A 12,382-nucleotide genomic window follows, 5' to 3' on the forward strand; every position below is an offset into this window, starting at 1 on the left:
CGGATAACCGTGCCGCACGCTCAGACGTGCAGCAGCAGATGCCTGCGTTCCCACGAGCTGATCACGCGGAAGAACGCTTCGTATTCGGTGTCCTTCAGCGCCAGGTACGCTTTCACGAACTTGTCGCCGAGAATGCCGGCCAGCGGCGTGCAGGCCGCCATCAGCGAGATGCCCTCCTCGAGATTGCGCGGCAGCTGGTACGGCAGGTTGTAGCCGTCCGATGCGATCGGCTCGGTCGGTGCGAGCTGCTGGGTCAAGCCGAGATAGCCGGCCGCGAGCGTCGCGGCGAACGCGAGGTACGGATTGCAGTCGACGCCCGGAATCCGGTTCTCGATACGGCGCGCCGACGCGCCCGACTGCGGAATGCGGAAACCGACCGTACGGTTGTCGTAGCCCCACTGCACGTTGATCGGTGCAGCCATGAAGCGCGACAGGCGGCGATACGAGTTGATGTACGGCGCGAAGATCGGCATCAGTGCGGGCGTGTACTTCTGCAGCCCCGCGAGATAGCTGTGGAACATCGGCGATACCGCACCGTCTTCGCTGGAGAACAGGTTGCGCCCCGTACGCGCGTCGGCCAGGCTCTGGTGGATATGCATCGCCGAGCCGGGCTCGTCCTGCATCGGCTTCGCCATGAAAGTCGCATACATGTTGTGACGCAGCGCCGCCTCGCGCACGGTGCGCTTGAACAGGAACACCTGGTCGGCGAGCGATAGCGCATCGCCATGCACGAAGTTGATCTCCATCTGCGCCGCGCCGACCTCGTGGATCAGCGTCTCGATATCGAGCCCCTGCATCTCGCAGTATTCGTAGATATCCTCGAACAGCGAATCGAATTCGTTCACGGCCTCGATCGAATACGACTGCCGGCCGGTCTCCGCACGCCCGGTGCGGCCGACGGGCGGGCGCAGCGGCAGGTCGGGATCGGCGTTCATGTCGACAAGATAGAACTCGAGCTCGGGTGCAACGACCGGCTGCCAGCCCTTCGCCTTGTACAGGTCGAGCACGCGTCGCAGCACATAGCGCGGCGAGATCTCGACCGGCGAGCCGTCGAAGTGCACGCAGTCGTGGATCACCTGTGCGGTCGGGTCGACGGCCCACGGAATCAGGCAGATCGTCGACGGATCGGGCACGCACACCATGTCGGGGTCGGTCACGCCGGTCAGCGTGCCGTCCTCCGGGTAGTCGCCGGTGACGGTCTGCACCATCACGGCCTGCGGCAGTCGCATCGATTCACCGGATTCGAACTTGTTGCGCGGGATGATCTTGCCGCGCGCGATACCGGCCATGTCGGGAATGATCGCCTCGACCTCGGTGATGCGGTGCTGCCGCAGGAATTCACTCAGTTCGGGTTGCATGATCGGCCTCTATCAGTCGACGTCGGATGCGGCCGGCGACGGCATCGCGCCGCCGGCTGCATGAATGCGATGCGTCATGCGCGCGCGGCACGCCGCGCCGAATGCCGCGAAGATGTCGCGCGACAGCGGCTGCTCCGCGTAGCGCCATTCGGGATGCCACTGCACGCCGAGCGCGAACGCGTGCGCGCCGCGCACGCTGACGGCCTCGACCAGCCCGTCGGGCGCACTGGCTTCGACGACGAGCCCCGCACCGAGTTGCGCGATGCCCTGGTCGTGCAGCGAATTGACCGTCGCTTCCTGCGCGCCGCGCGCAACCCGCCGCAACAGGCCGCCGGGCGCGAACCGCACGACGTGCGCGGGGCCGTACTGCCGTTCGAGCGGATCGGCGGGCCGCTCGCGGTGATCGTCGAAGCCGGTCGTCGCGTGCAGCCGCTGATGCAGCGTGCCGCCGTAGGCGACGTTCAGCTCCTGCATGCCGCGACAGATTGCGAGCACGGGCACGCCCGCGTCGATCGCCGCACGGATCAGCGGCAGCGCGGTCGCGTCGCGCGCGGGGTCGTGCAGCGTGTCGGGTGCGCTCGCGGCGCCGCCACAGTGATGTGGCTCGACGTTCGAATAACTGCCGGTCAACAACAAGCCGTCGATCGCCGCGACGATCGCGTCGGCCGGCTGGCGCGCGCCGAGCGCGGGCAGCACGAACGCAAGCGCGCCGGCGCCGTCGACGAGCGCGGCCAGGTACTTCTCCCCCGCGGTGTGGTTCGGATGCGCGCCGCGCAGGATGCGGTCGGCGGTGACGGCTACGATCGGGCGCGCACGCATGGGCGGCTCTCCGGCAATCGCGCGCGATGCGTCTGCACGCGGGACGTTGAAGGTTCGCGCCGGCGCCGCACGCGCGCGCCACGACGCGGCGCATGCCCATGCGCGATCCCGCCGCGCGGACGTTGCGGCAACGGGCGGTGCGCCCCGGAACGGAAGCGGAAAATGACGCTAGGGCAACAACGATGCGCTGCCGTCGCACTGCACCGCGCTGAACACGTGCGCGGACACGAGATTGAAGCGGCGCACGCCGCGATGGGAAATGGCGAAGAAGCGAGGCTCGCGTAAAGGGGCGGCACGCGTGCCGCGATCAGCATGCCGGATCGACCCGGCCTGAGGCGGCGCGCCCGCCGACGGACTTCGCGTCCGGCGTATCGAAGGGCTGGCGGCTTTCACGATCGTACTCGACTGACGGATGAATACAGGACACGTGTCGCGATCAAGCGCATGCGGCAATGCCGCGCGGCGACACGTCGGCAAGGTGTCTCGCAGCGCATTCCGGCGCGGTGCGGCCACGATCGATGGCCCCGCCGCGCGTGCGCGCGTGACGACTTCCTGACATTCAGCTTATATCAACTAAAAATTGCGTCAAATTTTCAGGTGCCGATGACGATATCGATCAGACGAAAGCCATACGAAAAAAAACGGCATCGATCCCGTGGATCGATGCCGTGTTGTGCATTGCATCGATGCGGCACGCTGCGTGCCGGCGGCCCGTGACGCGTGTGCTCCGCCGCGCTGCCGCATCCGTGCGGCCAGCGTTCAACGATGCGCGAGCGCGGTTTCGACGAGCGTCTGCAATAGCGGCACAATCCGCGCCGCACGCGCTTCGTCATACGCGTAAGGACGCGTCTCTTCCATGTAGGTGATCTGCGAGAGCTCGAGCTGCACGGCCTCGACGCCGGTAGCGGGCACGCCGTAGTGACGCGTGATGTAGCCGCCCTTGAAGCGCCCGTTCGCGACCGCCGTATAGCCGCCATGTTCGAGCACGCGCGCGGCCAGCGCCTCGGCCAGGCCCGGTGCGGCACTCGCGCCGCTCGACGTACCGAAGTTGAAGTCGGGCAGGCGGCCGTCGAAGAAGCGCGGTACGTGCGAGCGGATCGAATGCGCTTCCCACACGAGCACGCGGCCGTGCTCGCGCTTCAGGCGTGCCACCTCGCCTTGCAGCGCCTCGTGATACGGCAGCCAGTAGCGACCGCGGCGACGCATGATCTCGTCGTTGCCGGGCAGCGCGTTCGCCGGATACAGCGGCGCCTTGTCGAACGTATCGACCGGCACGAGCCCCGTCGTGTCCTGCCCCGGGTACAGGTTCTCGTTGTCGGGCGGCCGGTTCAGGTCGACGACGTAACGCGCATGCGACGGTACGAGGATCGATGCGCCGAGGTCGGCCGCGAATCCATACAGCCGTTCGAGATGCCAGTCGCAATCGTCGACGAAACGCGCGTCGGCCGTCATCGTCGCGGCGATGTCGTCGGGGATGTGCGTGCCTGCGTGCGGAATCGAGATCAGCAGCGGCAGCGTGCCCTGCTTCAGCGTGAATACAGCCGGTTGTTCAGTCATGTCGCATTACCGTTGGAGGTCTGCCGGCGCACGCTTGCGGCGTGCGCCGGTTGCGCGCATCAGCGCAGCAGTTGCGCCAGCGCGGCGCGATAGTCGGCGTACGCGGCGGCTTCGTCGCGATGACGGCGGCCGCTCACGACGCGCTCGCCGCCCGTGTAGACGTCGAGCACCGGCGTCTCGCCATGCTCCGCGAACACGATACCCGACAACCACGACGGGTTGTCGTGTTCGGCGATCGCCGGATGATCGGGATCGAGCACGAGCCAGTCCGCGCGGCACCCTTCGCGCAACGCACCGACGCGCCGCCCGCTGGCCTGTGCACCGCCCGCGAGCGAAGCGTCGAACAGGCGATCGGCGACATGCGCCTGCGACTCGCTCGCGAGCACGTTGCGCGCGCGATGCACGAGCCGTTGCCCGTATTCGAGCAGGCGCAATTCGGAGCGCCAGTCGACCGACGCGTGGCTGTCCGAGCCGACGCCGATCACGCCGCCTTGCGCGAGATAGTCGACAGCGGGGAACACGCCGTCGCCGAGGTTCGCTTCGGTCGTCAGGCACAGGCCGGCAACCGCGCGACGCTTCGCGAGCGCCGCCGTTTCGGCCGCGTCGACGTGCGTCGCATGCACGAGACACCAGCGCGCATCGACGTCGAAACGATCGAGCAGCCATTGCACCGGGCGCGCGCCGTACGCACGCACGCAATCGTCGACTTCGGCCGTCTGCTCGGCGATATGGATATGCACCGGCGCATCGCCGGGCAGCCCGTCGAGCAGCACGCGCAAGCCGTTTTCGGATACCGCCCGCAGCGAGTGCGGTGCCACGCCGTAGCGCAGCCCGCCGTGCTCCGGCGCCACGCGGCGCATCGCGTCGAGCAGTTCGAGCAGGCCGTCGGGCGTATTGATGAAGCGGCGCTGGTCGTCACGCGGCGGCTTGTTGCCGAAGCCCGCGAACTGGTACGACACCGGCAGCATCGTGATGCCGATGCCGGCCGCGCGCGCGGCGTCGATCACGCGCGTGCCGAGCTCCGCGATCTGCGGATAGCGCGAACCGTCCTGCGTGTGGTGCACGTAGTGGAATTCGCACACCGACGTGTAGCCGCACTTGAGCATCTCGACATACAGCCAGCGCGCGATCGCCGCGAGCGCGTCGGGCGTGATCTTCAGCGCGAAGCGGTACATCAGGTCGCGCCAGCTCCAGAAGCTGTCGGACGGATTCGCACGGTATTCGGTGAGCCCGGCCATCGCGCGCTGGAACGCGTGCGAGTGCAGGTTCGGCATGCCGGGCAGCACGGGCCCGGCCGCGCGTGCGACGCCAGCCGGTGCGTCGGTGTCGGGCGTCACGCCGGTCAGCGTGCCGGTCGCGTCCCAACGCAGCAGTACGTTACGGCGCCAGCCATCGGGCAGGTACGCATGGTCTGCAAACAACGTGGTGTCGGTCATGAGGCTATCCATTCATCCGGCGAAACACGGTCGTGCCGCCGCGTACGACCTGCTCGCACAGCGGCCGGCCGATCCAGTAGGCGAGCTCGGCCAGCGAGCCGACCGACCACGCGGCGAAGTCGGCCTGGCGACCGACCTCGAGCGCGCCGTGGCGATCCGCGCGGCCGAGCGCCGCGGCCGCATGGCGCGTGACGCCCTGCAGCACCTCGGGCACCGTCATGCGGAACAGCGTGCAGCCCATGTTCAACGTCAGCAGCAGCGACTCGAGCGGCGACGTGCCGGGATTGTGATCGGTCGCGAGCGCGATCGGCACGCCGTGCTTGCGCAGCAGCTCGATCGGCGGCAGTTGCGTCTCGCGGATGAAGTAGTACGCGCCGGGCAGCAGCACGGCAACCGTACCGGCTACCTTCATCGCCTCGATGCCGGCTTCGTCGAGAAATTCGAGGTGATCGGCGGACAGTGCGCGATAACGCGCGGCAAGTGCCGTGCCGCCCGCGTTCGACAGTTGCTCCGCATGCAGCTTCACGGGCAGCCCGCGCCGCGTCGCGGCCTCGAACACGCGCTCGGTCTGCGCGAGCGAAAAGCCGATGCGTTCGCAGAACACGTCGACCGCGTCGACGAGCCCTTCATCGGCCAGCGCCGGCAGCATCCGGTCGCACACTTCGTCGATGTACGCATCCGCACGGCCCGCATATTCGGGCGGCAACGCGTGCGCGCCGAGGAAGGTCGTGTAGACGGTGACCGGAAAGCGTTCGCCGAGCTGGCGCGCAACGCGCAGCATCTTGCGTTCGCTCGCGAGGTCGAGCCCGTAGCCCGACTTGATCTCGATCGCGGTCACGCCTTCGGCGAGCAGCGGCTGCAGGCGTGCCGCGGCCTGCACGAACAGCGTCGTCTCGTCGGCCGCGCGCGTCGCGCGCACCGTCGACACGATCCCGCCGCCCTGCCGCGCGATTTCCTCGTAGCTCACGCCCGCGAGGCGCTGCGCGAATTCGTCGGCACGCGTGCCGCCGTACACGAGGTGCGTATGGCAGTCGACGAGGCCCGGCGTCACCCACGCGCCGTGCAGATCCTCGCGCCGCCAGTGGGCGTAACCGTGCGGCAGCGCGGACACCGCACCGAGCCACACGATCGTGCCGGTTTCGTCGACGGCGATCGCCGCGTCGTCGATCGTCTCGTCAGGATGGCCGTGCGGACACAGCCTCAGGTGATGCCAGACAGTCGGTTTCATGCGTTCAGTCTCGTTCGCCGATGGCGAGCGACACGGCGAGCAACGCGCCGCTACCGCTCACGACGACGTCAAACGCACGCCGCGGCCCGTCGAGCCGCAGCGTGTCCATTTCTTCCAGTGTGTAGCGCGTGCCGTCGATTTCGACGGCGACCTCGCCGGCCGCGCAATACAGCAGCACGGTATCGGCATGCTCGATGCGGTGCGCGCCTGCGCGCCATACGTCGAGCGCGCCGCGTGCGGCCGAACGGCGCGTCATCAGGTTGAAGTCGCGCGTTGCGCCATCGTGCAGCGTCGCGTCGATCGCCGCTTCCCCCGCAAAATCCGCGCGGGCCAGCGGTGCGTCGAGCACGTGGCATGCGCCGCCTTCCTCGGCGAGCGTCATGCCCGCGCCGGACAGCAGCACGAGCGTGCGGTCGATTCCGTCGAAACGCGAGAACGGCCCGGCCGTGCCGACGTCGGCGACGCTCACGCGCCACGCGAACGCGTCGAGCGCGGCGCCCGGCGGAAACGCGCCGATTTCGCGCGTCACGCCGCCGCCGTTCTTCCATGGCGACGCGACGAGATCCGCTGCGCGGATCAGCGTTGCGTTCGCCGGCGCCTGGTGGAGCGCCGTCATGCTCAGCGGCCGAGCATCGGCAGCTTCAGGCCGGCTTCGCGGGCCGTCTGCTGCGCGAGTTCGTAGCCGGCATCCGCATGGCGCATCACGCCCGTCGCCGGGTCGTTCAGCAGCACGCGGCCGAGACGCTCGTGCGCTTCGGCGGTGCCGTCGGCGACGATCACGACGCCCGAGTGCTGCGAGAAGCCCATGCCGACGCCGCCGCCATGGTGCAGCGACACCCACGATGCGCCGCCTGCGGTGTTCAGCAGTGCGTTCAGGAGCGGCCAGTCGCTCACGGCGTCCGAACCGTCCTTCATCGCTTCCGTCTCGCGGTTCGGGCTCGCGACCGAACCGGTGTCGAGGTGGTCGCGGCCGATCACGATCGGCGCCTTCAGCTCGCCGTTCTTGACCATCTCGTTGAACGCCTGGCCGAGGCGATAGCGATCCTTCACGCCGACCCAGCAGATCCGCGCCGGCAGGCCCTGGAACGCAATGCGCTCACGCGCCATGTCGAGCCAGTTGTGCAGGTGCGGATCGTCGGGGATCAGCTCCTTCACCTTCTGGTCAGTCTTGTAGATGTCTTCCGGATCGCCCGACAGCGCGACCCAGCGGAACGGGCCCTTGCCTTCGCAGAACAGCGGGCGGATGTACGCCGGCACGAAGCCCGGAAAGTCGAATGCGTTCTCGACGCCCATTTCCAGCGCCATCTGGCGGATGTTGTTGCCGTAGTCGAGCGTCGCCGCGCCGCGGTCCTGCAGCGCGAGCATCGCGCGCACCTGGACGGCCATCGACTGCTTCGCGACCTTCACGATGCTCTGCGGATCGACCTTCTGCGCTTCGCGCCATTGCGCGACGGTCCAGCCTTGCGGCAGGTAGCCGTTGATCGGATCGTGCGCACTCGTCTGGTCGGTCACGCAGTCCGGCGTGATGCCGCGCGTGACGAGTTCCGCGAACACGTCGGCCGCGTTGCCGAGCAGGCCGATCGACACCGGCTTGCCGGTGCGCTTGGCTTCCTCGATCATGCCGAGCGCCTCGTCGAGCGTCGTCGCCTTCTTGTCGACGTAGCGCGTCTTCAGGCGGAAGTCGATGCGGGTCTCGTCGCATTCGACCGCGATCATCGAGAAGCCGGCCATCGTCGCGGCCAGCGGCTGCGCGCCGCCCATGCCGCCCAGGCCGCCCGTCAGGATCCAGCGGCCCGACGGATCGCCGTTGAAGTGCTGGTTCGCGACCGAGAAGAACGTTTCATAGGTACCCTGAACGATGCCCTGGCTGCCGATGTAGATCCAGCTGCCGGCCGTCATCTGGCCGTACATCATCAGGCCCTTGCGATCGAGCTCGTGGAAGTGATCCCAGTTCGCCCAGTGCGGCACGAGGTTCGAGTTCGCGAGCAGCACGCGCGGCGCATCCTTGTGCGTGCGGAACACACCGACCGGCTTGCCCGACTGGATCAGCAGCGTCTCGTTCTCCTCGAGATCCTTCAGCGACGCGAGGATCTGGTCGTAGCATTCCCAGTTGCGTGCCGCACGGCCGATGCCGCCGTACACGACGAGCGCATGCGGATGCTCGGCGACTTCCGGGTCGAGGTTGTTCTGGATCATCCGGTAGGCCGCTTCGGCCAGCCAGGTCTTGCAGACTTTCTCGCTGCCGCGCGGCGCGCGGATCGTGCGCGTCGGATCGAGACGGGGATCGATGTGTTTCGGATGGTTCATGACGACTGCTCCCGAAGGAAAATGAATATCAAATAGGAATCAGAAATGCCCGGTGAAGCGATAACGGCTGCCGGGATGCCACAAATTCGCCACCGAGGCGACGACGCCCTGCGACCAGGTGCGTCGATGTAAAACCAGACACGGCTCGACGTCGTCCATCCGCAGCTGCTCGCGCCGCTCCGGCGCCGGGGCCGCCGCTTCGATCCGGTACTCGACGCGCTGCAGCGGAGCCGCGCGCATCAGGTACAGGTTCGGCGTCGTGTTCGTGAAATCCTGCTCGGCGTAATCCGGCGCGACCGCCGGATTCACCCATCGCTCTTCGAGCTGCACGGGCTCGTCATTCTCGAAGTGCAGCACTTGCGAATGAAACAGCTTCGTGCGCACGGCCACCTGCATCTCGTCGGCGAGCGCGTCGTCGGCGCGGATCGTGTCGAGGCCGAGCACGCTGGCGTGATACGCATGCCCGCGTGCACCGACTTCCTCCGAGATGCTGCGGATCGCCACCAGCGTCGACTCGTACTTCGGCCGCGCGACGTAGGTGCCCGCGCCCTTCATGCGCGTGAGCACCTGCTCGGCCGTCAACTCGCGCAGCGCGCGGTTGACGGTCATGCGCGCCACCTTGAATTCGCGCGCCAGCTCGTTCTCGGACGGCACCTGGTCGCCCTCCTCCCACTCGCCTGCGTGGATGCGGGCCAGGATGAAATCCTTGATCTCCTGGTAGACCGGCGCGCTCATCGGCTTACTGTTCCGACGCGAACGAGAACGGCGCGACCTTCGCGAACGCGCGCTCGCCGACCAGCTTGGCGATCACGGCGATGTCCGGTGCGAAGTAGTGGTCGAGCTCGTAGTGCGCAACCTTGCCGCGGATCGTTTCCATCACCGGCGCCAGCTTCGGGCTCGTGTGGTACGGCGCGCGCAGGTCGACGCCTTGTGCGGCGGCCAGCAGTTCGATCGCGAGGATGTGCTTCGTGTTGTCCGCGATGTCGGCGAGCTTGCGTGCGGCGAACGTCGCCATCGACACGTGGTCTTCCTGGTTCGCCGAGGTCGGCAGCGAGTCGACCGAGGCCGGGTGCGCGAGCGTCTTGTTTTCCGACGCGAGTGCGGCAGCCGTCACGTGGGCGATCATGAAGCCCGAGTTCACGCCGCCGTCCTTCACGAGGAACGGGGGCAGGCCCGACAGCGTCGCGTCGATCAAGAGCGCGATGCGGCGTTCGGCCAGCGCGCCGATTTCCGCTGCGGCGAGCGCGAGATTGTCGGCCGCGAACGCGACGGGTTCGGCGTGGAAGTTGCCGCCCGACAGCACTTCGCCGGTATCCGGGAAGATCAGCGGGTTGTCCGACACGGCGTTCGCTTCGACCAGCAGCACGGCGGCTGCATGGCGCATCTGGTCCAGGCACGCGCCCATCACCTGCGGCTGGCAGCGCAGGCTGTACGGGTCCTGCACCTTGTCGCAGTCGCGGTGCGACTGGTTGATCGGCGAGCCTTCGAGCAGGTCGCGGTACGACGCGGCCGCGTCGATCTGGCCCTGGTGGCCGCGCAGTTCATGAATGCGTGCGTCGAACGGCTTCACCGAGCCGGCAGCCGCGTCGACCGACAGCGCGCCGGCGACGAGCGCGGTGCGGTACAGGTCTTCGATCGAGAACATGTTGTCGAGCGCCAGCGCGGTCGATGCCTGCGTGCCGTTCAGCAGCGCCAGGCCTTCCTTCGCCTGCAGCGTCAGCGGCGCGAGGCCGGCAACGCGCAGACCGTCGAGTGCGCTCGCACGCTCGCCGCGGATGAACACTTCGCCGACGCCCAACAGCACGGCCGACATGTGCGCGAGCGGTGCCAGGTCGCCCGATGCGCCGACCGAGCCCTTCACCGGGATCAGCGGCAGCACGTCCGCGTTGAACAGCGTGATCAGCGCGTCCATCACTTCGCGGCGGATGCCCGAGTGGCCGCGGCCGAGGCTCGACAGCTTCAGCGCCATCAGCAGGCGCACCGACGAGCGTGCCATCGGCTCGCCCACGCCGACCGCGTGCGACAGCACGAGGTTCTTCTGCAGCAGTTCGAGCTGGTCGTGCGGGATGTGCGTGCTGGCCAGGCGGCCGAAGCCCGTGTTGATGCCGTAGGCCGGCTCGCCCTTCGCGGCGATGTCGGCGACGGCCTTCGCGCCGGCGTCGATCTTCGCGAAGCTCGCCGGGTCGAGCTTGAGCTGCACGGATTCGCGAGCGATCTGGCGCAGTTGCGGGAGGGTCAGGTGGCCGGGGGTCAACGTAATCATGTGAGCAATCCTGTCTAGACAAGTTCGGAATGGATTGAAGTGTAGCCACGCCAACTTGTCTAGACAACCCGTTTTTCACCGATTTCGACTCGGGAGTTTCCCTGATGCCCGGTACAGCCCGCCGGATCGGCCCGCGTGATCTGGCGCTCAACATACGTTTCAGCTATTTTGTTTTTGGCAACATCCGGATCATCAATCATCGCGGCAGCCGCCACGCCCTTCCCGTCACGATTCGCCGCCCGGCTCGGCCGCCCCTTGCCGTTCGCCGCGTGCGCACTCGCCCGCGTCGCGTCGCGTCGCTTGTCGCGAAGCCGGCCGACCGGCGGATCGTCGGCACGATGCAATCGTCGGAAACCTACGGGTGCATGCCGCGCAACGACGATCCGCCGTTCAAGGCGCTCGTCGGCGGCGTGCTCGTGCAGTTGATGGAGTGCGGCGAGATCGACGCGCTGTGCGACCAGCGGTTCACGAAACCGGTGCCGCCAAAGGGGCTGTCGTTCGACTTCGCGATGAGCGACGTGATCAACGCGCGCCATGCGGCGCCGAACGACGCGCCGCTCGAGTGAGCGCCACGCACCGACCGCGGCTCACGCACGCGCCCATGCGACGCACGCCGCATAGCCGGGCGCCGCGTCGAACCACGCCGCATCGAACGCCGCGACGCCGGCGGCGGGCGCGGCCGGCTCGACGATCGTCGTCGCGGGGGTCGCGCCATCGCGCGGCGGCATGACCGCGAACGCGCTCAGCCCGCCGACGATGCCCGTGCCGAGCGCCTTGAGCAGCGCCTCCTTCGCACACCAGACGCGCATGAATGCGCCGGCGCGCGCGTCAAGCGGCAGGCTGTCGAGATAGGCGGCCTCGGCCGGCGCGCAGACTTCGCGCGTCAGCGCGCGCCAGTCGGCCGCGCGGTTGCAGCGCTCGATATCGACGCCCACGCGGCCGGCGGGAGCCCACGCAAGCAGCGCATGGTCGCCCGCATGCGACACGTTGAAATCGAGCGAGGCACGATGCGCGCCGTCCAGCGACGGTCGCCCCGATGCGTCGACGACGATCGCCACCGCCTGCGGCGCGATGCCGAGGGCCGTGCCGAGCACATCGCGCAGCGCGGCACGCGTCGCGGCGCTGCGCACCGCATCCTCATGCCGCATGAAGCGTGCGGCACGCGCGCGCTCGTCATCGCTGAGTGCCGCATATGCGGGTGACGCAAGCGGCAAGCGCCAGTCGAAATCGACGCGCGCGATCTGCACGCCGGCGCGGGACGCGGCGGGCGGCGCGTCGAGCCGCTGCATGCGCCAGGCGCGGGGAGTGTCGGACGGAGAAGCGGAATCGAGCGGGACGAGCATCGACGTGCGGCGGCCTGTGGAAGAAAACGTCCGATGTTAATCGATCAGGCGGTATGGCGAACCGTGATGGC

At 68.1% G+C, this 12,382-nt stretch carries 11 protein-coding genes and 1 pseudogene; 1 reads left to right on the plus strand and 11 read right to left on the minus strand.

The features are described 5' to 3' along the window. Window positions 1-20: 20 nt before the first annotated feature. From C5O79_RS13325 to C5O79_RS38100, 10 genes are all read right to left on the minus strand, one after another. Window positions 21-1,358 (minus strand): glutamine synthetase family protein, encoded by a 1,338-nt coding sequence (locus tag C5O79_RS13325; RefSeq protein ID WP_046546088.1) that lies wholly within the window; start codon window positions 1,356-1,358, stop codon window positions 21-23. Window positions 1,359-1,370: 12 nt separating this feature from the next. Next, window positions 1,371-2,177, minus strand: coding sequence for a gamma-glutamyl-gamma-aminobutyrate hydrolase family protein (locus C5O79_RS13330; protein WP_122474172.1), 807 nt, complete (start codon window positions 2,175-2,177; stop codon window positions 1,371-1,373). 759 nt (window positions 2,178-2,936) lie between these two features. Beyond that, complete coding sequence (gene hutG, locus C5O79_RS13340; RefSeq protein ID WP_047852121.1) at window positions 2,937-3,734, minus strand: N-formylglutamate deformylase; 798 nt, start codon at window positions 3,732-3,734, stop codon at window positions 2,937-2,939. Window positions 3,735-3,793: 59 nt separating this feature from the next. Next, complete coding sequence (locus tag C5O79_RS13345) at window positions 3,794-5,170, minus strand: formimidoylglutamate deiminase (RefSeq protein WP_122474173.1); 1,377 nt, start codon at window positions 5,168-5,170, stop codon at window positions 3,794-3,796. Between the two features lie 4 nt (window positions 5,171-5,174). Then, on the minus strand, window positions 5,175-6,398 hold the full coding sequence (hutI, locus tag C5O79_RS13350) for an imidazolonepropionase (RefSeq protein ID WP_122474174.1): 1,224 nt from the start codon (window positions 6,396-6,398) through the stop codon (window positions 5,175-5,177). Window positions 6,399-6,402: 4 nt separating this feature from the next. After that, complete coding sequence (locus C5O79_RS13355) at window positions 6,403-7,014, minus strand: HutD family protein (RefSeq protein WP_122474175.1); 612 nt, start codon at window positions 7,012-7,014, stop codon at window positions 6,403-6,405. Between the two features lie 2 nt (window positions 7,015-7,016). Continuing rightward, window positions 7,017-8,705, minus strand: a complete 1,689-nt coding sequence (hutU, locus tag C5O79_RS13360; protein WP_122474176.1) for a urocanate hydratase — start codon at window positions 8,703-8,705, stop codon at window positions 7,017-7,019. A 39-nt stretch (window positions 8,706-8,744) separates the two neighbouring features. Beyond that, entirely contained in the window at window positions 8,745-9,440 is a 696-nt protein-coding gene (hutC, locus tag C5O79_RS13365) for a histidine utilization repressor (protein WP_069248398.1), read from the minus strand. A 4-nt stretch (window positions 9,441-9,444) separates the two neighbouring features. After that, entirely contained in the window at window positions 9,445-10,968 is a 1,524-nt protein-coding gene (gene hutH, locus C5O79_RS13370; RefSeq protein WP_047852119.1) for a histidine ammonia-lyase, read from the minus strand. Window positions 10,969-11,027: 59 nt separating this feature from the next. Further along, a complete protein-coding gene (locus C5O79_RS38100) occupies window positions 11,028-11,312 on the minus strand; it encodes a hypothetical protein (RefSeq protein WP_163008950.1) in 285 nt (94 codons plus the stop codon). On the opposite strand from C5O79_RS38100, the pseudogene C5O79_RS13375 reads away from it, so the two are divergent. Then, window positions 11,268-11,534: pseudogene (locus C5O79_RS13375) on the plus strand (amino acid ABC transporter substrate-binding protein); the annotation flags it as partial. The gene C5O79_RS38100 and the pseudogene C5O79_RS13375 overlap by 45 nt on opposite strands. A gap of 21 nt (window positions 11,535-11,555) precedes the next feature. Here the strand turns inward: C5O79_RS13375 and C5O79_RS13380 are convergent. Then, the gene (locus tag C5O79_RS13380; protein WP_046546097.1) at window positions 11,556-12,311 is read right to left on the minus strand and encodes a 4'-phosphopantetheinyl transferase superfamily protein; all 756 of its coding nucleotides are present in this window, start codon (window positions 12,309-12,311) and stop codon (window positions 11,556-11,558) included. Window positions 12,312-12,382: the final 71 nt, after the last annotated feature.

Origin of the sequence: Burkholderia sp. SRS-25 (assembly GCF_004343765.1) — a bacterium.
In the GTDB taxonomy this organism is placed as follows: domain Bacteria; phylum Pseudomonadota; class Gammaproteobacteria; order Burkholderiales; family Burkholderiaceae; genus Burkholderia; species Burkholderia contaminans.